The sequence below is a fragment of the Syntrophobotulus glycolicus DSM 8271 genome (genome assembly GCF_000190635.1).
Taxonomy (GTDB): Bacteria; Bacillota; Desulfitobacteriia; order Desulfitobacteriales; family Syntrophobotulaceae; genus Syntrophobotulus; species Syntrophobotulus glycolicus.
Genome location: NC_015172.1, coordinates 78,081 through 101,714, shown reverse-complemented (window position 1 = coordinate 101,714; position 23,634 = coordinate 78,081). Strand labels below are relative to the sequence as shown.

Genomic DNA, 23,634 nt, shown 5'->3' with positions numbered 1-23,634 from the left:
GCTATTATTTCTTTGTTGCTTGGTAATTGAATAATATTATACAATTTTTCATTGTCTTCATTGAATAATACCAAGGAAGGCAAAGTTCAGTCAGCCTTTTAAATCTTAGGAAATTAAGTTATTAAGTATTAACTCCATGTATACTACATCTTTTGATGGATTATATGTATATGCGTTAGTTTCCCTAAAGCCAAGCGACTTATAAAGACAAACGGCTTCAGTCATAGTTTTCAATGTATCTAATTTCATAATATTATAGTTTAGTTCTGTTGCCTTCTCCATTATCGATTTTGCAAGCAGTTTTCCTATCTTCTATCTTCTATAAGAAGGTATTACATATAGCCTTTTCATTTCACAAGTTTTTTTGCCTATTTTCTTAATAGCTACGCATCCTACTGCGTTATTGTTGAATTTTGCAAGTAAAAGAAAACCGTGTGGTAGCGAGTACTTCCCGGGTAATTCCTCAAGTTCTTCGTTGAAATTCTGATAATCTAAATCAAAACCCATTGAATTTGCATAGTCTTCAAAAAGAAATCTTACATTTCTAATATCCTCAGAATTATTTGGATAATATATTTCTAACATAACCTACCCCCCTCGTATTAAGTCTTGCCAAGAAATTTACTCAAACCTAATTTTCAATCATTCGGCCAAAATTTATGCATAAAGCTTTAAAACATCTCACTCGCCATGTCACTACAATAGCGTTGGATTTTATTGTGTACCCCATGTCAAGAACAATTTGGGTTTTTGACATTCCAATCAAATAGGTCCAGTATCCTGAAAAAACAATATCCTCCCGATTTTGAAGAATACGAACCTGGTCATTACCCCGAAAGGAGTAACGTCTCTTTCTCCATCCAAGAATGAACCGATTGACAAGTTAATGACGATATATAATTGAATAGCTATTTCAGGTGAATGTGATCGATCCTACCATGTTTCCTTTAAAATCACCTATTACAATATCCCATTACAGAAAGCCGTAGCGGGAAAAATCAGCGAAGAGGTCGTACCCTGCGAAAAGGAGAAGAGTTTTGGACAATATGGATATTGATAATCTTGTGATGCTGTATGGTAAAGCCGTTTACGGATTCTGCCTAAGGCTTGCGAAAAACAAAAACGATGCAGATGACCTGTATCAGGAGACCTTCCTAAAAGCGATGGAACTGTGCACCAAAATTGATAAAGGCAATAATCCGAAAGGATTTCTCATTTCCCTTGCAGTTGGGCTATGGAAGAACAATCGCCGCAAATATCTTAGACGGCAAAGAATAGCACCCGAGGAAGAACTGAACGAAGAGAGCGTCAGCAGCTTCATGTTCGTCAATCCATCAACGCCCGAAGAGATCCTCCTATTGAAAGAACGCTGCGCAGTAGTGCGGACTGCAGCGGATAAGCTGAATGACAAGCTTAAAATACCCCTGTACATGTATTACACTGCGGAAATGTCCGTTGAAGATATCGCATCAGCACTTAGGATTCCGCAGGGTACCGTAAAAAGCAGGCTTTACAAGGCTCGTAAGACTCTAAAAAATGCTTTGGAGGTTGGTTAAGTATGGAAAAATACGAACAACTGGAGCAATTGCTAAAGCAGGCTCTTTCCTCGACAGCTGAACCCGGTGAAGCTCTAAACCAAAAAATCAAATCCAAACTAAAGGAGAATAAAACTATGAAACCAGCCCGAAAAAGAATGGCAGTTGCCCTGATTACTGCTATCGTTCTGCTGATGTCGACCTCGGCACTTGCAGCCTGGCAGTTTCTCAGCCCAAAACAGGTTGCTGAAAACCTGGGAGATAAAACTCTTGCGAAGGCTTTTGATCGTGAAAATGCAATTCTAATTAATAAATCCATAACTTCGGGTGATTATACCTTTACATTGCTTGGAATCACCTCAGGCAAGAACTTAAGCGATATGAAAAGTTCCGTAGAGGATATCCACCCTGACAGGACCTATGCCGTCGTCTCAATTGCAAAGGAAGATGGGAGCCCGATGCCCGGACCCAGTGATGAACGTTACGGTCAGACTACATTTATCATCTCTCCCCTGATAAAGGGACAAAAACCCTGGCAGGTAAATATATTCACTATGAATGGCGGATACAGCGAATGCGTCGTCGACGGGATCATATACAGAATGATTGAATGTGACAGCATTGAAATGTTTGCCGACAGAGGGGTGTATCTTTATGCCGGTACCGGAAGCTTCATCAATAATCGAACGGTAAGCTACAATGAAAAAACCGGTGAAATCACAACGAATGCAAATAATAAAGAAGCCAATGCCCTTTTTGATTTGCCGCTTGACGTGAAAAAATCCGACCATGAAAAAGCTGAAAAGTATCTTAAGGAATTATTAAATCCTGTGCCTGAACCGCCAACAAGTACGGAACCGGCCATCGACTGGGACAAAGAATTTGCCGACGGTATTGTCCTGCCCGAGTCCATAAAGAAAGTTACTTATGACGAGAGCGGATTGGCCTGCTATCAGCATGATAGCGGTGATTTGAAAACTTCTCTGGATGGCCTGTTTAAAGATGGGGAAACAGGCGTATGGAAAACAGTCAGCGTAATCGGGGATGGAAAAGAAGAAACCGCCATTCAGTTTTCCAAAGATGAAAACGGCGTCGTCACAGGCAGAGCAGTAAAGAAGGCGAAATAACCGTAATCCGGAACAAAAGCAAAGTTGACGGTAGAGCAATCGTCCCGTCATCCATTGTAAAAAGGACTTGAGCCACTGAGGTTCAAGCCCTTTTTATACTCTCCAATAAATTACTGTAACTCCTACTATTTAGATAATATTTCCAGATAGCGATCCAGTCGCTCCTCCACATATTGGCCGATCATCAACACCATTGAGTCTGCATTTCCATCCTGGTAGTAATCATCGAAGGCATCATAATACCGTTTTCGGTCTGTAAATTTAATATTAACCGGTGGGTAGCCGTTTTGCATCATGTCAAAATTCATAATCAGCCTGCCTGTTCGTCCATTGCCATCAATAAAAGGATGGATGCCTTCAAAAATGAGATGGAACCATGCGATTCTCTCAAGGGGATGCATTGTTCCTCTTTTTTTGTTACAATCCTCAATCAACTGTTCCATCTTCTTTGGAATCATATAAGGCTGCGACGGCTCATGGGCTGCCCCCATGATGCGAACCGGAATACGACGATACACACCCTTATCTTCAGGCCGATCCATCAGTACAAGGGAATGGATTTCTTTTATAATCCTTTCTTCTAAAGGAACTTTATTGCCTACAAGCTGTTGCACATAGACAAAAGCATCCCGATGCCCCACAACCTCCAAATGGTCTTTCAGCGGTTTCTGGTCAATGGTAATGCCCTCTAAAACCAAAGCTGTCTCCTGAAGCGTCAGGGTATTACCCTCAATCGCATTCGAGTTATAAGTAAACTCAATCATAAATTCATCGCGTAAACGGGCTGTTTCACCCGGCGTCAGTGGCCTACAGGCATCAAGCTTCTCTTTTTTTAAGTCAATTCTCGTAAACAGTGAACGGTACAGTACAGGCACCGCTTTACCTCGCAGTTTTCTCCCGTCTATGGGCTTTTCAGCATCTGCAGGGATCAAATAGGAACGGCCTTTTTTTATCACGCCGTTAATTCGTTCCTGTTCGCACAAGATACGCACGCGCCGATCAGTAAGCCCCCATTTTATAATGCTCCCATAGGATGAGACACAAAGCAGGGAAAAATAAGTTATACTGAAAACATGAATAAGCGAAACCATTATCCAGCCGAGTTTAAAACCAAGGTAGTCCTGGAGGTAATACAGGAAGCCTCCACCGTCAATGAAATTGCCGCAAAGTACGGTATCAGTCCTGTTGTTATCAGCCGCTGGAAGCAAGAGTTTCTGGAACGAGCCGCGGAGGTATTTAAGAAAGGGCCTTCGGATGCCGAGAAAGAACTTGATAAACAGCAGCGTCACGTAGCAGAACTTGAACGCAAGGTTGGTCAGCTCACCTACGAGGTGGACTGGCTCAAAAAAAAATCTGAGCAAATTGTCGGAGCCGACTGGCAGAAAAAGTTTCGTTGACCGGGACAATCCCCGAATTAGCGTTAAGCGCCAGGCGCAATTGCTGAGCATTAACCGCAGCAGTGTTTACCGCCGTATTTCTGAGCAGAAGACCCTTTCCGATGCGGAATTATTTGTGATGCGCCGGATCGATGAGATCCACACGGGTGAGCCAACCTGGGGCTACCGAACCATTACAACAATCCTGAGAAGAGACTATGGCTTGCTTATCAACAGAAAACGAGTTCGCCGCATCCTGCGGGATATGGGGATTTACACAATTTATCCGAAACCCAATCTAAGCAAACGGTACCATTCCCAATACATCCGGCCGTACTTGTTGCGCAAGCTGGAAATCAACCGGCCGGATCAGGTGTGGGGGATAGACATTACATATATTCGAATGAAAAAAGGATTCATGTACCTATTCGTCATTATCGATTGGTACAGCCGCTATATTGTTGACTACGAACTGTCCAGTACGCTTGATAAATCTTTTGTCCTGAGTTGCTTAAAACGTGCCATGAGTCATAGAAAGCCCGAAATTATCAACAGTGACCAGGGGGGCCATTTCACGAATCCAGATTATATTTTGCTGCTCGAAAGCGCCGGCGTGAAAATTTCCATGGATGGCCGAGGGCAATGCCTTGATAATGCCCGAACCGAGAGATTCTTCAGAACGTTGAAATATGACAGAATATACGTCAATGAATACGCGACGCCGCGGGAACTCAGACAGATGCTCAACGAATACATGAAAACCTACAATACCTATCGTCCCCATTCTTCATTAGCTGGGGTCTGTCCCTTAGATGTCTACTCAAAAAGTAAGCGCATTGTGGCTGCTTAATAAAATCAACACGGAGAGGAGAACTAACTTAAATTTTTCAGTTCCGTGTCTTGACAATGGGGAGCATTATATTTTGCAGCGGCTTCTTTGACTTTCATGTATTCCATACCGATACACCTCATATTAAGATGACATGTTTTTCCAGACATTTATATGGTAGCATATTATCGGAATAATATACAAGCCATTTTCACAATAAACTGGACTCAATTATTCCTTTTAATTTAGCATGTTAAAATCTTGCATACCAATCTCAGAGCGAATAAATGTTCTTTTCTTTTTATTCCACTTTAGGATACAAGATATCAGTACGCCTGGTGAAAAGTGAACCATTGGCACCAGCTAACGCCATGACATGGATTGACAAGGCTTCTCTCTGTTAACGTTTGAACCAACAGCTCCACAATTACGATTGCCACCAGTGCTAAGTGAAATAAAATAAGGGGCTATAGCAAAACAGCCTAAAAAACAGAGCCAAAGTGACTGCGAAAGCAGGCACAAGGGCTCTGTTTTTGGTATACTTGAATTGATGAAAAACATAATACACCAACAAAATTATGGCACAGGAAAACGGAATATGCAACTAAAAATCGACGAGTTTTATGCCGGGAAAGTAATTCCGGAAGACGACAGTGTGCGGCTCTTAGATGAAATCATGGAGGAGATGGATTACACGGAGCTTTTTAGAGCATACAAGCGCACAGGCCGCCCCCCGGCAACAAATCCCGTCACAATGATGAAGATACTGGTGTATGCCAGTATGGAGAGCAACTTAGCCAGCCGCGCGATTGAATCATCCTGCAATCGGGACATCAATAGAACTTACATGCCCATTTTTTTTATGGACTTTTCCTTCGTCGCTCGCTACCATAGCTTTTGGCTACAGCAGCAGAAGGTTGTTTGGCAGGTCCGCCTGACCAGTCCCTGCCGGAGGGCCTTCCTCCATCTCCGATCCAGCTTTCGCAGCACACCACAACCGTACGTACCGTTCGGTATACGGCGGTTTAATCGCATAAGTGCAATTTCCGCAGAGACTCGTATCGCGCAGGAAAATCGTAATATCCTGCCCGTGCGAGTTTTCCCGTCCGTCTGTGCTCAACGCTTTATCATACCCTTCGTGTTCCACACTATCTCTCTGACCGAAGCCCGGATTTCTCCGGTATTCTGTAAAACAGGTCTGTTTACTTGGCAGAAGCGGTGGGATTCGAACCCACGGGCCGGTTTAAAAGCCGACCGAACGATTTCGAGTCGTTGGTAATGAGGGTTCGCGAGGGGTTTCGTGGTGCTTTTTGGTGTTGCTCCGAGCGGGAAAAATGGCGTATTTATGCTGGTTTGAGGGCTGTTATGCTTGCGGCGAGAGGCTTTGGAGAAAATGCTCACCCAAGCACGTTTTTCGGATATTCGTGAGCAGGATGTGAGCATCGAACTCTTAAAGCTGGTTTCTCGAATACCGTATCGTATTGCGGTATGCACGAGGCAGTAATTTTACTGAATACTTATTTCCCAAGGTGTTTCCTCTTTAAACTCAACAGTGCTTCTTTTGTATCTATAGACCGGTCATCAAAAGTTGATGCTTTATAAATACTTCAGCGGGATAACCATATCGTCCCCGCCAAATGGCAGGAGCTTGTCATACATGCACACCACACCTCCGGGGCCGCGTTTCACGTTGCCCAGCTTATCCAGCATATTGAACGCCGCAATGTCATCCCGCTTTGGGTCAGCATGCTTTTTAATCTCGATCGGGTATAAGGTCATATCCTGATAAATCATCAGGTCAATCTCATTCTGTTCCTTATCCCTGTAGTAATAGAGCGGCGGCTCAAGCATGCCCGCGTTATAGTAGCTTTTGATTATTTCGGAGATAACGAAGGTTTCAAAAAAAGCCCCGGCCATAGCTCCGTTTTGCAGGACCTCTGGCGTGTTCCAACGGGTCAGATAGGCAGCAAGGCCGGTATCCAGGAAATAAAGCTTAGGTGTTTTTATAGCCCGTTTTGCGACATTGTTGAAGTAAGGCTGGAGCAGACAAACGATATTAGAGGCGCGCAGAACCGACAGCCAACGGTCGGCTGTGGGCTGACTGATGCCTACATCTCGGGCAACTGAAGCCAGGTTCAAGAGCTGTCCTGTGCAGCTTGCTATTGAAGTCATGAAATTAATGAACTTGACCTCGTCACCGACCTGCGTAAGCTCTCGGACATCCCGTTCTATATAGGCCTTGGTATAAGCGCCATAGAACAGCTGCCAGTCCATAGCCTCGCCGCCCGCGTACATTTCCGGCATACTTCCGCGATGAATGGTTTTCCAGATGTTTTGATAGTCGGTGTCGACCAATTCCTGTTTGCGTTCGGCGAAGTATTCCGGCGTTGGGATGAAAGGATTGCTAAACGAAATCCCGCTAATTTCACGCAGGGAAAGCCCAAGCAGATTCATGATCCCGATGCGGCCCGCCAGTGATTCACTGACATTTTTCATCAGCTTGAATTGCTGTGATCCCGACAGATAAAACTGACCTTTCTTATGGCTTTGATCCAGAGCCATTTTAATATATGGAAAAAGGTTGGGCGCATATTGAATTTCGTCAACGAAAACCGGTGGCGGCGACGCCTTGAAAAAGGTGCCGGATTCCTCTACCGCAGTCCGAAGCATAATCGGGTCATCCAGCGTCAGGTATGGGATATCCGGTTTGATCTCTTTCAGCAAGGTGGTTTTGCCTACCTGCCTGGGACCGGTCACAATGACAGCACCAAACATCTTCTCGATTTTTTTCACGGTATCTTCCATGTGCCGTTTGATATACATACGCTCACCCCTCTGGCTGATTTAATATATAATATTATTATAGCCGATAAGCTGGGAAAATCAAACATTTATAAAGAAATATATCTGATGCCGCTGTTGACTCAGAAAAGCGACATCTATTCTTACATCTCCATAAACCACAAAGTTACGGAAGGCAAAGCCGAGGGACAAAAGGTGATTTACGCAGAGGGCAAGTTGAAAACAAAGTCCAGAACTGTTTAAGAAAAACTACGATAATACCTACGCCGACTATGTTTGTGTGGATGAGATGGGCAAGCTGTTTCACCCTAACTACATCAAAGGTCAATGCATCACTCGGCCATCACTGAAACATAAGAATATGACTGATGCTTTTATGGACAGAGAACAAAACAACGACATGGAGTTTGGTTCCATGTCGCTGTGAAATGTCTGGCGGAGCGAGTGGGATTCGAACCCACGTGCCAGTGAACCCGGCAAATGCATTTCGAGTGGTGAGCCTTAGTCGGAAGTTAGGAGAGGTTAGTGGAATTTATTATAATTTAAAAGTAAAAACTTTTAGAAGTTGACGGAAGCTATTGGAACATATCAGAAAATGAAATCCATGAAAGGAGCTGTTAAACATGAAAAAATCAACTATAAATAATGCATATGATCAAATGTTTAAGGATTACCCCGACATTTTGGACGTAGATCAAATGAGTGCAATGCTTGGCGTCAGCACTAAAACGGGTTATAAAATTATAAATGATGGGAAAATCCTTTGTATTAAAGTAGGGCGGGCATATAGAATTCCAAAGATAAATGTAATAAAATATTTGAGAATTTCCCTTTGTAAATGGTAAACTAAAGTACAGAGTTTTAAGCCAATAGAACTACAGACTTTCTCGCCACAAAGTACACAGTTTTTCGCCAACAACTACACAGTTTTCAGCCAGCTGATACAATGGAAACAGGCTGAGGATGGAGGCTGTGAGAAATGAAGGGATATTCTGTGTATAGTAAAATACAGCAACTCAAAGAACAAGGATTCCGAAAAGATGCCGTGGCAAAAAGCCTTGGCCTTAACTGGAGAACGGTGGACCGCTATTGGAAGATGACCGTAGATGAGTATGAAACCAACACAGCCAGCGTGTGCAAGGTCAGACTGCTGGACGATTACCAGGACACCATCGTCTGCTGGCTGCGGGATTATCCCACACTGAGTGCGGCTCAGGTTTGTGATTGGTTAAAAGAACACTACAAAGCGACCTTTAGCGAACGCACGGTCTCCCGATATGTGAAAGACCTGCGCAACACGTATGATCTCCGCAAAGCCCCCAATCCACGAGACTATGCAGCCGTTCCGGAATTGCCCATGGGGCAGCAGCTGCAAGTGGATTTTGGCGAGAAGTGGTTGAAAAACGTAGGCAGTGGCCGCACCAAGGTCTATACAGCCGCCTTTGTTCTGGCCCACTCCCGTTTTAAATATGCCGAGCTGCAGAGTCGCCCCTACGCCGCTACCGATTTAGTGCGAGCCTGCCACCACTGCTTTCGGTATATGGGGGGAATCCCGCAAGAACTGGTCTTAGACCAGGACAGTATCGTTTGTGTGGCAGAAAATGCTGGCGATATCATCCATACCTATGAGTTTGAAAAACTCCGGCAGGAATGCAAACTGAGCATTTATATGTGCCGTGGCGCCGACCCGGAAAGCAAAGGCAAGATAGAAAGCACCGTAAAATATGTGAAGGGCAATTTCCTGGAAAACCGACTCTACGTGGATGATGATATCCTAAACAGCAGCTGCCTGGATTGGCTGGAACGTACCGCCAATGCCAAAATCCACGGAACAACCAAGCGCGTTCCTGCGGAAGTCTTTGCCGAAGAACGGGAACACCTGCGTCCACTGGTCGAGTGCGCAGAAACTCATGGCGCCACCCTTTGCAGAACGGTCCGCAAGGACAATACCATTCTTTATGACAGCAACCGATATTCCGTTCCGCTTGGCACTTACAACAGGCAGAAAGAGGTTTGCATTGTGCCTAAGGACGGCATGTTATTCATCCAGACGGTTTTTGGAGAGCCAATCTGCGAGCACCGCCTTTCCAGCGGGAGAGGTCTGCTTATCCAAAGTACAAGCCACCAACGCGATAGGACCAGTTCCCTGGATCAGATGCAAGCTGCACTAGGCGTGCTTCTGCTTGGCAAGGCGGATGATTTCCTCCAGGAGATCCGTACCGAGAAATCCCGGTATGCCAGAGACCAGTTTAAACTGATCCACACACTCTGCGACCAGTATGGTATTGAGGCTGTCCTGGAAGCGGCTGATTTTTGTCATGACAGCAAACTCTACAGTGCCAACTACATAAAAGGCTATCTGGAGCACAGGGTCCCTAAACAGCCCGAACCGCCAGCGCTGCTCCTTCCGGTGAGCAGTGCAAAATACCATGTGACAACGCAAAAGCGCTCCCTTAGCGTCTATGCCAAGGCGGGAGGTGCTAAATAATGCGCCCCATTGACCGGGTAAGTGGACTGCTTTCCGACTTGCGCATGAACCCCATAGATTTTGAAGCACTTTTTGCTGGGAAGAACACCTTGACCCCCGTGGAAAGCGTAGAGCTGTTTTTGCAGGAACAGCAACGGCTTCGGATACAAAAGCAAAATCTGTTGCGCTGCCGCAGAGCCAACTTACCGGCTGAGAAAACCATGGATTCGTTTGACTTTGGATTCCAGCGCAGTGTTTCCAAGGAGCAGATGCTGCGACTGAGCGATATGACTTGGGTTGAGCAAGCGTACAACGTTTGTTTTCTGGGGCCTCCCGGCGTTGGAAAAACACATCTTGCTCTGTCCCTGGCTGTGAAGGGGCTGGACTTGGGCTATGCGGTGGCCTTTGAAACCTTAGACAACCTGATGAAGATTCTCAAGACGGCCGAAATCTCCGGGGCCAGCAAACGGCGGCTCAAATATCTAAGCAAGGCTGCGCTGGTAATTGTTGATGAAGTGGGTTTTATGCCGCTCTCGCCAGCAGAGGCCAATCTGTTCTTTAGCTTTGTATCTTCCATGGCCGAGCGCACTTCGCTGATTATTACATCCAACAAAGGGTTTGACGAGTGGGCCGAGTTCCTTGGCGATGCGACCATTACAACCGCTATCCTAGACCGTCTGATTCACCGCTGCGAGATCCTCAACATGACGGGCAACAGTTACCGCTTAGAGCACCGCAAAAGCATTACCTGAAAAACTCTGCACTTTGTGGCGAAAAACTCTGTATTTTGCTTGACTGCTTACACCCTTCACACATAATTTAATATAATTATTTTTTCCCTTAACATAAGCTCTTTTTGTTAAAAAAATACACTTCTATAAGGTAAATTGGTGAGCTATCAATAGAGAACCAGTATAATCATCAAGAAAAAATATACGTGTGTAATGCTAATGTCAAAATGCTGTCTCCCCAGCCTATGGTGATCTACTTAATTCTCTATATCAGCTTAAGTTTTGAGGCCTTACCCCAAGCGCATTGGCTTCTCTTAATTTGTACTGTCTTAGTAGTTCACTTTCGGAGGGCTCTATTAGTCCTTTTAATACACTGTATTCTTTATCAGACTTCAAATGGTCAATTTTCATACCAGAACATATAAGTTGCAAGCTGTATTTACGGACTTCGTCATTTTCAAAGCGCGATTTTACAGGCAGAACAAAAATATTGCCAATTAAGTCTGAAACCAGAATTTCATCATGGTTCAACATATCGACCGACTTAATGTAGAAGTGGCAGCCTTCAATTGCGATATAGTGTTTGACACGCCATTCCTCTTCTAAAAACAAATCAAACAGCATAATTTTGCCGTGACGAAATCCAAACGCAAGCCGTAAATGCCGCTCTGTGTTTGATGTTACACACAGGCAGGTTATACCCTTTTCATCTAGGATGACTAGCGGATCTCTGTCCCTGCAAACCAATGTGGCTCCAATGTCTTCTGTGTAAACTATAAAGGTCCCGGAATCTAAAAACGAACAAGTCGATTTCACAGGCACTTGAGAATAATTAAGTATTTTTGATGTTTTCAAATCCGCTAGATACAATAATTCGCTCTCATCATCCCCATTTTCTTTATATAGTAACATGTTGTCACGTAATTCCAGGGGTATCATTCCTGCTCGCACCCGAAACTGAGCTTTTGGTTGTAAACCATCATCCCCTTTTTCCATCATGCAGCAAATTCGATTATTTATTCTTATCACACCATTGCTAAATGGAATTATAAATGTTGCCGGCTGGGCATTTGCCTTTAGTTTGTATGACTGCATATCGCTTGCATTAATTTCATTCCACCTTCGTATGCATTTATCTTCATATTCAGCATAAAAATATTCGTCATGGGGGTTAGTATATATGGCAGTTACCGGAGAAGTCTCTTCTAATCTTACACCTGTCAAATCCGCATATGAAAAATCGGCATTTCTAAAGTTTACATTATCCATCACTGCAAAGCGAAGCGAGGTGTAGGAGAAATTTTTACCGGATAAATCCGCGTGGGGCAAATGGGCATAGTCAAGATGCAAACCATTCCAGGAATCACCTGGTAACTCTCCTAACAACTGATAAAGCAAATCTAAACTGTTGCATTTTTGTCCGCTTAATAAGTGGCGAACCGCATATATTAACCGGTCCGCAATAAAGACTTTCTCTTTTTCAGAAAGAGTTTCCTTGATATATTCTGCCGAAAAGTAGATGATTTCTGTTGATAAAGAATGATTAGCAAGAAATTCTTTTGCTTTTTCATAGCCATCACTGCACAGATTTCTGGCAAGTCCCCGTGCTACAAAATACTCTCTCATGGACCGATGGCAAAACTCCAATTGTTCGGAATTCAATTTTAATAAAGAACGAATAGAAATGCGGTTTTTGGCATCGCTAAGAGTGTCTTCATCCGAATTTGACAGATTCCATAATAGCTTGTCAATTTGCTCTTCGCTAGTATATTGTCTGAATTGCTCTATACTGATGGATTCACCGTTACTTTCTTGTATTACCCAGGCCAGATCCTCCAAAATGCGCAACAGATTCTGCTTCGTTCTTACACGCAGGTGCAATTCCGGAGATTCGAGCTGGTATTCGAATTTACGGTCGATACAATTGCTGATATAACTTTCATAAAGCGTAATCGTATTCCACTCGCTTATTTTCCTCCCGCTGAGCATGGTATCTCGGACCATTTGTAAAAATAAAGGTTTGGCGGCGAGACCTACCACATCCTTAGTGCGTTTTATTTGGTTCATCTGCCTTTTTACCCCGGCTTTCTCCGCGACTGCCTCAAGATAGTCCGTTGCTTCTTTTCGGGAAAAAGACGCTAATTGAACAATTTCAGGGGAGTCTAACCGTTCGAGTAAATACTCTTTATTGAGTGCATGGTACAGAAAATGTTTGCGTGATGTAATCAAGACTTTCATACCGGCAAAAAAATGATAAAGGGCTACGAGTTCTTTCAAATTGTTATTAATATTTTTATCGCCGATACAAGTAGACATTTCGTCAAACCCATCTAAAATAACAAGAACTCTTTTGTTTCTGATATCATTCCAATCTCTTAAGTTAGAATTAAATGCTTTTAAACGGCGCTCGACAAATTCCTGAGGAGTATCCCCTGGTTTGTAGTCACGCAGACAGAACCGTATCGAAAGCCATCCTGTTTCCGGAAATTGCACATATTCCTCACTTAGTCGGCGGGTATAGGCATAAGTGAAATAAGTTTTACCGTCGCCAAAATCACCAAGGAGCAGCATACATCTGCAATCACTTTTCAGCCACTCATTGAGATATTGCCGCATTGACTGGTGTTTAAGCATGCCCGCTTCATCCAAGGCTTTTATTTCAATATGTTTACCATAAAGCGATTCGTATTTTTCACGGGTTAGACTATCAGTTTCATTACTCAATAGAATATAGTGCGGATTGCGTATATACTCTCTCCATGATTTCGGAAGTGAAGGAACCGTTTTCAATTTCTCTTTCCATTTTGCAATAATAGCATTCCTGTGTTCCTCACTCCAATGTCTTGGATGGTCTTCCGAATCATATTTTGATGGGTAATAGTGATCATAGATTTTTGATTCGATTCCAAGAAATTCTTCTACGGCTTCATCCGGAGTCCAGAATTGTACTTTTTTAATGGGTTCCCAACGATCCTCATATTCCCATATTTTTATGTATTCATTGAGTTTATTCTCAACATTTGCACATGGACTGATCAGAATCCAATGTTCAACCTGGTATGCCCGTTGTCTGCAATCTTCAAGTTTATCGAGGATATCCTCCGTAGTGATTGGCGTTTTTTTATTTTTACATTCCATAACGCAGCGGACTGACTCGCCAGCATGATTGCGATAAGTAAAATCAATATCAAATCCATTCTGCATACCGCCCTGCTGTTTTCTTAGAGTTTTCAGGATATAATCGCCGGTATCATCGTCTATCAGAAAGAAGGCTTTAAGCAGTTTTAATATGTCTGTTTCGAGCAATTTCCCTTTTTCATATGGCTTTAAAATCTGCGTTTTTACTTCATTCATCCCTTGACGCAATTTCGGCTGAAGCTGTTCTTTGGATACCTGTCCAATCATTTCTATATCAGGTTCAAAAACTGAGTTAATCGAAAAATAATTCCACAAGTGGCTGAATATTTTAGTTGCATCCATATTTGTCGGCCAAAACGTATCTGTAGATTCTTCTAAAAATGGAAGTTCCTTTTTTAGTTTTTGATATAATGGCTCATTTATTTCTGTGAAAGTGGACTGCGCATAAGTAAAATCCTCTTTAGCCAAACAGGTGCTTAGAGCATGAAGGAGACTTTTATTATTTTCCAAAGGCACATCTTCCTCAACAGTTGAGGCTATCTCTAGCTCATCACTAATGCGATTGTTCACAAAATCATATAAATCCACACATGTTTTGCCCGGATATAGCCGTGCAGCCTTCCCAGCTAAACTCTGAATTTCAATTCGACTTATTTTTTTAAGCAGAAAAATTGTATCCAAATTAGGCGGGAATATGGGCATTATAAGAGCAGATACAACCAAGAGAATACGAAGCTTGCTATCAGTGTCAGTAAACTCTTCGCTCACCTCCTCGCGATGACGGGGAAACATGCGAGACGTCAATACCCCCACTGCTGAAGGGGGTAAGCGTCTCTGTAGTGCTTCACATAATAGCTCTGCTTCGGTGATACTTTGATTGACAACAATGGCCTTTCTATTTCCTGGTTGTTCATGGCAATATTCTAAAATTTGATCCGCGATTTTTTCTACAAACCCGGAGGGTTTTTCGTATACTAACCTTCTTTTACTATAAACGTCAAAAGCATCATAAGCGCCATGAAAGTTAAAACTAACGCTTGTATACCTTATTGGTAATAATTGTCCATTTCCTACAGCTTCTGAATAACTATACTGATATATGACATCGCCGAACACTTCCTTTATCGGTTTCGTTTCATAGCCTATCTCAAACGATGTAAAAGCTAAATAATAAGCGTTTGGCAATAGAGCTAACAACTCATTCATCATACGCCCAAACATACTCTGTTGGGCTTCGTCTATAATAATTATAATATCGTCTCGGTAAACTGGATTTATAGGTTGATCATAATATCGTTTGCTTTGGCATAAAGATAATTTTTGTAGCGTTGATAATATTATAATGTTTTTTTCATCGAGTAAAGAATGCAATTCAAATCCTGTCTTTGGCAAATAGAGTTGCTGTATCCCCAAATTAAGGTTCTTGCTGGTTTCATAATACTGATCTAATAGAACTGCTCTATCAGATAGTAATAAAACAGTTTTTCCCTCATGTATCATTTCAGCTGCGATTTGAAGTATACATACCGTTTTTCCGCTACCTGTCACCATTGAAATAATACCGATTTTTTTATGATTTTCAAGCTCAGCCATATGCAGTGCTTGCATTGTCTTAGAAACAACTTCAGATTGTATTTTTGTTAATTCATAATTATACATAGTATTATTCCTTCTCAAATATATATAATGGATAATGGGAAATTAGCACATATGTTATTCTCATAAAGGAATGTTTATAAAAATACTCCTCTTTATTTGACTAATTCATATTTCCTTACAATATTTGCAGATGCAAAAAAATCCTTTTTATATAATGTGGATTTTTCAATAGGACAATTTAAGTTTTTAGAAAAGCAATATTTTTTCATCGTCTCTACATACCAATCATCAGCACGCGGATCAAAGGTAATACTTTTAATAAAAATTTCTGGTTCAATTCCAAACCCAACAATAGGTATATCCCATATATGATCTATTTCTTTTGGGTATGCTTGTAAGCATACGAGTAACCGAACTTCATTTTCGTGTTTAAATGTTTCTCTTTTTAATACCATGTCACCAGCAAAAGAATAGCTTGGATTATTTTCAACTTCTCTTCTACAATCAATATAATTGCCGGTATTATAATAGATAACTTTTGATAGTACTGCTTTTCTCAGATTATCGATGGAAGCAAAATTTTTGGCAATTGTTTCTATCATTATCCCTTGTCTATCTCCGGAATATATCCTCCACATTGCATCAGAATCTTTCTCATATGTCCAGCATTGACCAACTGTAGATGCAGCTAACAAGGATTCTGAATAAATTTCCGTACCGTCATCACTTATTAAAGGAAGCTGATCATCTGGTGCTTCCCATGGATCGTCCCACAATTTAACTTTTCTAAGAAACAATTTTCTATTCTCTATCATGGAAATAAATTGTGCCAAAGAAATATATCTGAATAGGCAATCATCTTCTTTAATATTATTTGATATGGTCAGTATGTGTTTATTCATCGGTTCTCTCCTATTAATATTTATTGTAACATCCACATTTTGTATATATGAATAGGTGAGATTTTTAAGTATCGTAATCATATGAGTATGTTTTCAAAATATCCGTTAATGCATACACCGCCCCATTACTTGTTGTTCGCCCCTGCTCAGCAAATAAATACAATGATTCTTTCGCTCTGGATGCTATAACATATAACATTTTTTTCGCTTCGTTAACTTCTGAAATTACCGGGCTGAAAATCGAATCCCAATGGGGGATCATTCCGTAAAAAATTCCAAAAGCAATTACCGTATTGTATTCTTCACCTTTGATTTTATGGCAAGTAGTAATTACCACGCCGGTTTTTTCTCTGAACATCTTATAAAAAGCAGATAGATCATCTGAAAGGGAATGTCTTTTTATCCTTTCTTCTGTTTTGCCAATAAAGTTATCATATAGAGAATACAGTGATGAGTTATCCTCTCTATTGATGCCACAGGAAGAAAAAAGTTCTTCTATAACATGTTTGTAGTAGTCAACGCCATTACCTGCATTTGGATGTATACTATTGATTTTTTGCAATATCCAAAAACAGTCAATATGCTCATTAAGCAAAATATTATATTCTTCTGATAAAACTTTAATTATCTCAGTAGCTATTCTCTTTCGGCGAGGGACCTTTTTTCCTGGCTCTGTGAATATTAGTCGTGCCAGTTTATAAAAGACATTCATATCGTCTGCTTTGATGGGAGATATATCTGGAGCATCAAATGATATATCTGGTAAGAGCTCTCGTAATTTTCTGCTTAAGGGATAGAGTAAAAACCATTGCGGAGCAATTACGCATATCTCTTCTGGAAGAACGTTTTGATCGATTTTATGTCGGATGAGTTCTGCAATACAATCATAGATATCGTCTTTATGAATAGATGTGTTTAAATAAATAATCCCTTTCAATTCTGCGTGAGTAGCAAGACTAATAATTTTATAAGATTCCTTTTGAAAATAAGAATAATAATCAATGACTCTTTGCGTAGAACGATAACATCCGTTTAAGGTTTCTCTTGTAAACCTCAAGGCTGTTATTTCTTCGATTTCTTTGATGCTTTTAGCAATACCCCCTAGGCTCGTGTAAATTGCTTGATCTGTATCTCCGACAAACATTACCTTAATCCTATTATTAGTTTTTGTCAGAATCCCGATAATTTGATATTGTAGTTCGTTTGTATCCTGATATTCGTCAACACAAACACTTCTTATTATGCCAGCGATATTTACTGATGCGATCGGGTGGTTTCTGAGAATCTGATAGGAAAGGCTTAATATTAGGTCAAAATCAATCTCTTTATTTTGTATTAATAGATCATGATAGCCTTTAACTACCTGTGGAAATTGGGTTTCAATAATTTCCATATCATTGTTTAACATTGTTATAATCTTACTTTTCTGATATGAAGGAATATTAATGCTGAACTTGTCTAAAATTTGCTGGATATATTGATCATGCACATATTCATCTATGATTGTAAAACCTTTACATAGCCTAGGTAATGACATGGCGTATGGATAAATAATGTATTCTAAGCAAAACTGATGAATTGTCCCAGCCCAGATAGCTGACTGGTCAATATCCAATAATTCTAATCGATCCTTTATCTCATCTGCGGCTCTATTTGTGTATGTTATTGCGATTATTTTTCTATTGGAATGCGGATTCGACAGAGCTGTATAAGCAAGTTTATATGTCAAAACCCTTGTTTTCCCGCTGCCGGGGCAGGCAGTGACAAGTATATTATCGTTTGACATAACAATAGTTTTTTGTTGTTCGTTTAATTTATCTAATAACAATTCAAGGTCTTCATTCATCGTCATCACCAAGACCTATTCGCTGCTGAAATTGTTCACAAAACTTAATAAACTCGAAAACGACATCTTCTTCAAGATAGGTATCTTCAAGTATTTCGTTAATAGCTTCCGAGAGAGATACATTATCTCTGGAATTACGTAATAAATCCAAATAATGCTTAGCTTTTTCATCATCATATAAAGCAAGAGTATAATTGAGCATTTTAGCATAGATCTGCAACGACATTGTTTCTTGGGAAGCAAATGCTAGAGCATATACAATATACTCAGGAATTCTAATATTATAATTCAATTCACCAGATACTATTGTAGCCAACCATCCCTTGCCTTCTTTTTCCGAAAGCATAAGCATTTCTTCGTTCCGGCTATTTTCATTGTTGATTTCTTCCTGGTGGCTTGTAATAACAGCTTTTTGCGTATATATTTTTTTTATTGCAGCAGATACATACTTAAAATTGTCACCGCAATTAACGAATTCTATTTCGAATGTATGGTCAGCATAAAACATATCAACCCATAAGTTACTTGAATATAATCGATTAAGTTTTTCTTTACGTTCCTGCCCCTTTTTCTCGGCATTTGACTTATAGTATGTGCTTGATGGGTCAACTGCTTGCTTGTCCAAATCAGATAGAATAGCGCAATATCGCTGTATTCTTAATTGGTCAAATAAACTTGCAACATATTCAAAGGCAGTGCTCCCAACATTAACTAATCCTACCCCGATTTCATCAAGACTTATTCCATAGGCGGCTTTAGCCATGTTGGGTATCAATATCTCCTCCGCATCGCCTTCAACTAATAAAACACCTTTGGAAAATAGCAAAACATTTCTTTTTGCATCCAAATACCGTTCAATACAGTTGGTCAGAGATAGGCTTTTCTTATTCAGATTATCTTTTCCGTATTGGTCAAGTTGACGGATGGGTTGCATTGCAATTGATGTCTGATTGAGAGTTTTCAATATGTTCATCCTGGATATTTCAGATGCCTCAGCTAAATGTACGGAATGTGTTGTCATCAATACTTGAGTATAATTATTTGTTACACTCAAATTGTTAAATAGCGTTTTTTGGATATGTGCATGAATATGCGCTTCTGGCTCCTCTATAACCATAATATTTAGTAACTCTCTGGAACGGCATGTTTCAAATTCAACAATTTTAAGTGCAAGGTAAATCATGTTAAGATGCCCTAGACCCAATAAATCAAGATCATCTTCGTTCTTTGGTTTCATGGCAATAAATTTTGATAGTGAATTTATTTCATCAGATAATTCAGATGATAAGCTGATTTCTGGAGAGTATACCACACCTAAAATATCCAAAAGCTTTTTATTTAGCCCCTGACCTATTACGCCGATTTCACCTATATTCGTTATTGCATCATTAAGGTCTTTGATTTTATCTTTTACCGTTGTGATATGAGCGGGATCAATGCCGGCTTCAATCGTTTCAATTATTCTTCTGATTGGGTTTCTTGGTATATGCATCTCTCTAAGAACATCTCTAAGAGCGTCAATATAAACCAATGATATATGATTTTGTACATCAGCTACAGTTATGCGATGACCAAGGATACTTGTATCATCATCTTCAGGATTAGTGGCTTCAAATGAATCAATATCTCCTACGATACTTTTATACATGTTATCATTACAAAAGTCCGCTTTTGATTTCGATGTAAAACAGAATTCATAGTCAACTAATCTTATTGAATTGCGTATCTCATTAAAGATCTCCTCGTCTCCAGAAGCATCAAAGAGTTTTTTTCTAATACCTCTTTGTGGCCTTATAAACAACGTGACAACGCCATGATCTCTATTGTCGGTGCTAATCAGAGAACTCATAGAAGCGATATTTTCTTCATCATCTACTATTAGACTAGCGCATATGTCACTTTCTTTTTCGGTACTTGTTATATTGCTAAAAGTAGCAGAAATTATTATCCAATGACCTTTCCAATTATTAAGGGCATATGAAAAATCACTTTCTTTCAAGCGCTTAGTATTGTAAAGAAAGGAATCATCTAATAAAAATCTTAAGCCAGTTATAGCATTTGATTTTCCAGAATCGTTTTCGCCAATAATTGTGTTTGGGCCTTCGTTAAATATGAAACAAGCTGATTCGAAATTGCGAAAATTTATTAACTGCAAACCACTCAAATACATTTCTAATCCCCCAAATGTTATACAAAAATATTCTTATGAATCCGATTGAGCTTCGCATTATAAACAAATTATACAACTCAAGTAACTTAAAATGCTTTTTTAGAAAGACGTTATCAGTACCTATCCTAACTCTCTCCAATAGGTTTCTGTAGTTCCCACTATTTAGATAATACTTCCAGGTAGCGATCCAGTCGTTCCTCCACATATTGGCCGATCATCATCACCATTGAATCTGCGCTTCCATCTCGATAGTAGAAATCGAACGCATCGTAATACCGCTTTCGGTCTATAAATTTAATATTAACCGGTGGATAGCCATTTTGCATCAAGTCAAAATTCATAATTAGCCTACCTGTTCGTCCATTGCCATCAATAAAAGGATGGATGCCTTCAAAAATGAGATGGAACCATGCGATTCTCTCAAGAGGATGCATTGCTCCTCTTTTTTTGTTACAATCCTCAATTAATCGCTCCATCTTCTTCGGAATAATATAAGGCTGCGGCGGCTCATGGGTGGCACCCATGATGCGAACCGGAATGCGGCGATATATTCCCTTATCTTCAGGCCGATCCATCAGTACAAGGGAGTGTATTTCTTTTATAATCCTTTCTTCTAAAGGAACTTTATTACTTACAAGCTGTCGTACATATACAAAAGCATCTCGATGCCCCACAGCCTCTAAATGGTCTTTCAACGGTTTCTGGTCAATGGTAATGCCCTCTAAAACCAAAGCTGTCTCCTGGAGCGTAAGGGTATTACCTTCAATCGCATTCGAGTTATAAGTGAACTCAACCATAAATTCATCACGTAAACGGGCCGTTTCGCCCGGCGTCAGAGGCCTACAGGCATCAAGCTTCTCTTTTTTTAAATCAATTCGAGTAAACAGTGAACGGTACTGTGCCGGCACTGCTTTACCCCGCAGTTTTCTGCCGTCTATGGGTTTTTCAGTATCTGCAGGGATCAAATAAGAACGGCCTTTTTTTATAACTCCGTTAATTCGTTCCTGTTCGCACAAGATACGCACGCGCCGATCGGTAAGCCCCCATTTTTCAGCGGCTTCTTTGACTTTCATATATTCCATATCGATACACCTCATATCAAGATGACAGAGTTTTCCATAAAATTAATTATAGCATTATATCGGAATAATATACAAGCTAATTTTATAATAAAATTGGGTCTAACTGTTCCTTTTCAATTATTGCATTTTTAATAATGAAATAATCATTAAGTCGCAAAACAAAACAACGATAGAAAGCTTACAACCTAAAATTTCACAAACACCCTCTCTTCTGGTTAAAATCAGTACTGCACAGCTAGTGCTAATATGCCAGAAAGAGGGTGTTTTTATGGAAAAACAGGAGTATCGAGCAAGGTTTTTGGAAAGCTATCCCGATGTCTTAAATGTGAAGCAGCTTACTGAATTGCTTCAAATCAGTGCCAAGACTACATATGGAATAGTTAAAAGCGGTAAAATTCAATGCTTGAAGGTGGGGAGGGAATACCGTTTCCCAAAACCTTTCATTCTTGAATTTCTTGAAGTTGACCAGGGTAGCAAAAAATAGTGCAACACTTATAGAATCATTCACCCACGATTGCTACACTGGTACTGTCAATGGTGGGTGAAGTCTATCTGTATGAATGGAGGAAATGAGCTTGAATACAGATCATCTACAAAGCAAAGTGGACGTTGCCGGTCATATTGAAGCAGTACGCGGCTACTGGCATATGAAGTTAAGTTGGCAAATGCCCGGACAGAAAAAGCGGGATCGTAAAAGTCTGACTACGGGCTTGCCGGTCAAGGGTAATAAGAAAAGAGCAGAAAGCATGTTGGACGACACGATTGAAGAATATGAAAACAAGCTTAATGAAATGCTCCCGGGGATACATAACCCAAGCATTCCTACTCCCCCTAACGAAAAACCTCTTTTTGCTGATGTGCTTGAGGAATGGGTTCAATCCCGCGATCCGTGTAAAGTGATTGTGGACAAGGATTTTAACTTTGGCAAGAAAATTACTCTCAAAACATGGGCGGGATATCTGGAAAAGGTTGAACTGCTTTCTGCTGTATTCCGGGAATATGAGTATACGGTTCAGGATATTACACCTGAAAATCTTTCGGAATACTACGGCATGAAGTTGAGCAAAGGGCTCAAAAAGTCAAGTGTGACGAAAGACTATACGGTTATCAACCAGGCATTGAACTACGCTATCGGCAAAAAATTGATAACAGTTAACCCCAATACCGCCATCACGCTCGGAAAGCTCGAAAAATACAACGCCGCAACACTGAACGCCGATCAGATGCAGCAGTACCTTGAATTTATCCAGAGTGACATTATTGAAATCCCGGTTCTGTTTGGCGGTTTTTATGGGATGCGACGCAGCGAGTGTGTCGGACTTCGGGAGTCGCAGTTTGACTTTCGGCATGGATTTTTCCGGGCAAACCACACCGTCGTAAAGGTCAAGATAGACGGAGTGGAGATATATGTACCATCCGATAAGCTGAAAACGGACACAAGCAATCGTACCTATCCGCTGATTGATTATGTGGAACAGCGTATAAAAGCAAAAATCGAAGAGAACAGGGAAATGCGGAAACTTTGCGGGAACTCCTATTGTAATGACTGGCTCGGGTATTTATGTGTAAATCAGCTTGGTAAAATCCTCGACCCGGACTATATTACCACTCGGCATAAAAGGATGCTGGAGAAGGCCGGGCTGCCCCATGTCCGTTTTCACGATTTACGGCATTCCTGTGTCGGACTGATGATGGCAAACGAAGTGCCATTAGAACGTATCAGGGATTGGGTAGGACACAGTGACATCCGTACAACCGCAAACATCTATGGGCATCTGGAGTATAAGTCCAAAAAGGAAACAGCAAATATCATTGCTGAATCCCTGCCGTTAAAAATGGCAGGGGCTGCTAATCGGTAAGATTAGCAGCCCCATGGCGGAGGAGGTGGGAGTCGAACCCACGCACCGGGGTTACCGGCCTACGAGATTTCGAGTTATTTGAGGGCAAGTTCCGATGAGATTATCAAGGTGACTTTGAGACACCTTGAAATCCAGCAAACCCGCATGAATCAAGGCTTTTCGGGCGAAAAC

General features: G+C 41.0%; 17 protein-coding genes, 1 tRNA gene and 1 pseudogene. 9 read left to right on the top strand and 10 right to left on the bottom strand.

Annotated elements, in window-relative coordinates; all coding sequences use genetic code 11:
• Positions 1 to 312 precede the first annotated feature (312 nt).
• Positions 313 to 585 (bottom strand): GNAT family N-acetyltransferase, encoded by a 273-nt coding sequence (locus SGLY_RS16900; RefSeq protein ID WP_052298586.1) that lies wholly within the window; start codon positions 583 to 585, stop codon positions 313 to 315.
• A 461-nt stretch (positions 586 to 1,046) separates the two neighbouring features.
• Between SGLY_RS16900 and SGLY_RS00500 the strand changes: the two genes are divergently transcribed.
• On the top strand, positions 1,047 to 1,556 hold the full coding sequence (locus SGLY_RS00500; RefSeq protein ID WP_242822964.1) for an RNA polymerase sigma factor: 510 nt from the start codon (positions 1,047 to 1,049) through the stop codon (positions 1,554 to 1,556).
• Between the two features lie 2 nt (positions 1,557 to 1,558).
• The gene (locus SGLY_RS00495) at positions 1,559 to 2,662 is read left to right on the top strand and encodes a hypothetical protein (protein ID WP_013623342.1); all 1,104 of its coding nucleotides are present in this window, start codon (positions 1,559 to 1,561) and stop codon (positions 2,660 to 2,662) included.
• A 125-nt stretch (positions 2,663 to 2,787) separates the two neighbouring features.
• Here SGLY_RS00495 and SGLY_RS00490 read toward each other — a convergent pair whose 3' ends face one another.
• Positions 2,788 to 3,618, bottom strand: coding sequence for a Fic family protein (locus tag SGLY_RS00490; protein ID WP_427916600.1), 831 nt, complete (start codon positions 3,616 to 3,618; stop codon positions 2,788 to 2,790).
• Positions 3,619 to 3,735: 117 nt separating this feature from the next.
• On the opposite strand from SGLY_RS00490, the gene SGLY_RS00480 reads away from it, so the two are divergent.
• Both SGLY_RS00480 and SGLY_RS18695 read left to right on the top strand, forming a co-directional pair.
• Positions 3,736 to 4,888, top strand: a protein-coding gene (locus tag SGLY_RS00480) for an IS3 family transposase (protein WP_013623340.1) whose coding sequence is annotated in 2 segments (ribosomal slippage) — positions 3,736 to 4,007 and positions 4,006 to 4,888 — 1,155 coding nt in all. Because the reading frame shifts where the segments join, the coding sequence is not laid out codon by codon here.
• 529 nt (positions 4,889 to 5,417) lie between these two features.
• Positions 5,418 to 5,693 (top strand): annotated as a pseudogene (locus SGLY_RS18695) (transposase); the annotation flags it as partial.
• 75 nt (positions 5,694 to 5,768) lie between these two features.
• On the opposite strand, the gene SGLY_RS17740 reads toward SGLY_RS18695, so the two are convergent.
• The 3 genes from SGLY_RS17740 to SGLY_RS00470 all read right to left on the bottom strand — a co-directional run bounded on the left by SGLY_RS17740 (position 5,769) and on the right by SGLY_RS00470 (position 7,690).
• A complete protein-coding gene (locus SGLY_RS17740) occupies positions 5,769 to 5,987 on the bottom strand; it encodes a hypothetical protein (RefSeq protein ID WP_148228041.1) in 219 nt (72 codons plus the stop codon).
• A 91-nt stretch (positions 5,988 to 6,078) separates the two neighbouring features.
• Positions 6,079 to 6,190: transfer RNA gene (locus SGLY_RS17735), tRNA-OTHER, on the bottom strand.
• A 273-nt stretch (positions 6,191 to 6,463) separates the two neighbouring features.
• Complete coding sequence (locus SGLY_RS00470) at positions 6,464 to 7,690, bottom strand: ATP-binding protein (protein WP_013623338.1); 1,227 nt, start codon at positions 7,688 to 7,690, stop codon at positions 6,464 to 6,466.
• A gap of 602 nt (positions 7,691 to 8,292) precedes the next feature.
• On the opposite strand from SGLY_RS00470, the gene SGLY_RS00465 reads away from it, so the two are divergent.
• The 3 genes from SGLY_RS00465 (at position 8,293) to istB (ending at position 10,888) form a co-directional block, all read left to right on the top strand.
• On the top strand, positions 8,293 to 8,514 hold the full coding sequence (locus SGLY_RS00465; RefSeq protein WP_013623337.1) for a helix-turn-helix domain-containing protein: 222 nt from the start codon (positions 8,293 to 8,295) through the stop codon (positions 8,512 to 8,514).
• Positions 8,515 to 8,648: 134 nt separating this feature from the next.
• A complete protein-coding gene (gene istA, locus SGLY_RS00460) occupies positions 8,649 to 10,157 on the top strand; it encodes an IS21 family transposase (protein WP_013623336.1) in 1,509 nt (502 codons plus the stop codon).
• A complete protein-coding gene (gene istB / locus SGLY_RS00455; RefSeq protein ID WP_013623335.1) occupies positions 10,157 to 10,888 on the top strand; it encodes an IS21-like element helper ATPase IstB in 732 nt (243 codons plus the stop codon). The genes istA and istB overlap by 1 nt, the downstream gene beginning before the upstream one ends.
• Positions 10,889 to 11,137: 249 nt before the next feature.
• On the opposite strand, the gene SGLY_RS00450 is transcribed toward istB, so the two are convergent.
• The 5 genes from SGLY_RS00450 to SGLY_RS00430 form a co-directional block, all read right to left on the bottom strand.
• Entirely contained in the window at positions 11,138 to 15,664 is a 4,527-nt protein-coding gene (locus SGLY_RS00450) for a DEAD/DEAH box helicase family protein (RefSeq protein ID WP_013623334.1), read from the bottom strand.
• A 92-nt stretch (positions 15,665 to 15,756) separates the two neighbouring features.
• Positions 15,757 to 16,506 carry a DUF2971 domain-containing protein gene (locus SGLY_RS00445; RefSeq protein WP_013623333.1) on the bottom strand — a complete coding sequence of 250 codons (750 nt, stop codon included), beginning with the start codon at positions 16,504 to 16,506 and terminating at the stop codon, positions 15,757 to 15,759.
• Positions 16,507 to 16,570: 64 nt separating this feature from the next.
• Positions 16,571 to 18,352 carry a UvrD-helicase domain-containing protein gene (locus SGLY_RS00440; protein ID WP_041444523.1) on the bottom strand — a complete coding sequence of 594 codons (1,782 nt, stop codon included), beginning with the start codon at positions 18,350 to 18,352 and terminating at the stop codon, positions 16,571 to 16,573.
• Positions 18,345 to 20,522 (bottom strand): ATP-dependent nuclease, encoded by a 2,178-nt coding sequence (locus SGLY_RS00435; RefSeq protein WP_013623331.1) that lies wholly within the window; start codon positions 20,520 to 20,522, stop codon positions 18,345 to 18,347. The genes SGLY_RS00440 and SGLY_RS00435 overlap by 8 nt, the downstream gene beginning before the upstream one ends.
• A gap of 158 nt (positions 20,523 to 20,680) precedes the next feature.
• Positions 20,681 to 21,604 (bottom strand): Fic family protein, encoded by a 924-nt coding sequence (locus SGLY_RS00430; protein WP_013623330.1) that lies wholly within the window; start codon positions 21,602 to 21,604, stop codon positions 20,681 to 20,683.
• 268 nt (positions 21,605 to 21,872) lie between these two features.
• Between SGLY_RS00430 and SGLY_RS00425 the strand changes: the two genes are divergently transcribed.
• Complete coding sequence (locus tag SGLY_RS00425; protein ID WP_013623329.1) at positions 21,873 to 22,088, top strand: helix-turn-helix domain-containing protein; 216 nt, start codon at positions 21,873 to 21,875, stop codon at positions 22,086 to 22,088.
• A 91-nt stretch (positions 22,089 to 22,179) separates the two neighbouring features.
• Positions 22,180 to 23,463 (top strand): tyrosine-type recombinase/integrase, encoded by a 1,284-nt coding sequence (locus tag SGLY_RS00420; RefSeq protein ID WP_013623328.1) that lies wholly within the window; start codon positions 22,180 to 22,182, stop codon positions 23,461 to 23,463.
• The last annotated feature ends 171 nt before the right edge of the window (positions 23,464 to 23,634 follow it).

Bases quoted from the DNA above. Each gene is read 5' to 3' on its own strand.
- SGLY_RS16900 (WP_052298586.1), bottom strand. From the start codon at position 585: ATGTTAGAAATATATTATCCAAATAATTCTGAGGATATTAGAAATGTA.
- SGLY_RS00500 (WP_242822964.1), top strand. From the start codon at position 1,047: ATGGATATTGATAATCTTGTGATGCTGTATGGTAAAGCCGTTTACGGA.
- SGLY_RS00495 (WP_013623342.1), top strand. From the start codon at position 1,559: ATGGAAAAATACGAACAACTGGAGCAATTGCTAAAGCAGGCTCTTTCC.
- SGLY_RS00470 (WP_013623338.1), bottom strand. From the start codon at position 7,690: ATGTATATCAAACGGCACATGGAAGATACCGTGAAAAAAATCGAGAAG.
- SGLY_RS00465 (WP_013623337.1), top strand. From the start codon at position 8,293: ATGAAAAAATCAACTATAAATAATGCATATGATCAAATGTTTAAGGAT.
- istA (WP_013623336.1), top strand. From the start codon at position 8,649: ATGAAGGGATATTCTGTGTATAGTAAAATACAGCAACTCAAAGAACAA.
- istB (WP_013623335.1), top strand. From the start codon at position 10,157: ATGCGCCCCATTGACCGGGTAAGTGGACTGCTTTCCGACTTGCGCATG.
- SGLY_RS00450 (WP_013623334.1), bottom strand. From the start codon at position 15,664: ATGTATAATTATGAATTAACAAAAATACAATCTGAAGTTGTTTCTAAG.
- SGLY_RS00445 (WP_013623333.1), bottom strand. From the start codon at position 16,506: ATGAATAAACACATACTGACCATATCAAATAATATTAAAGAAGATGAT.
- SGLY_RS00440 (WP_041444523.1), bottom strand. From the start codon at position 18,352: ATGAATGAAGACCTTGAATTGTTATTAGATAAATTAAACGAACAACAA.
- SGLY_RS00435 (WP_013623331.1), bottom strand. From the start codon at position 20,522: ATGTATTTGAGTGGTTTGCAGTTAATAAATTTTCGCAATTTCGAATCA.
- SGLY_RS00430 (WP_013623330.1), bottom strand. From the start codon at position 21,604: ATGGAATATATGAAAGTCAAAGAAGCCGCTGAAAAATGGGGGCTTACC.
- SGLY_RS00425 (WP_013623329.1), top strand. From the start codon at position 21,873: ATGGAAAAACAGGAGTATCGAGCAAGGTTTTTGGAAAGCTATCCCGAT.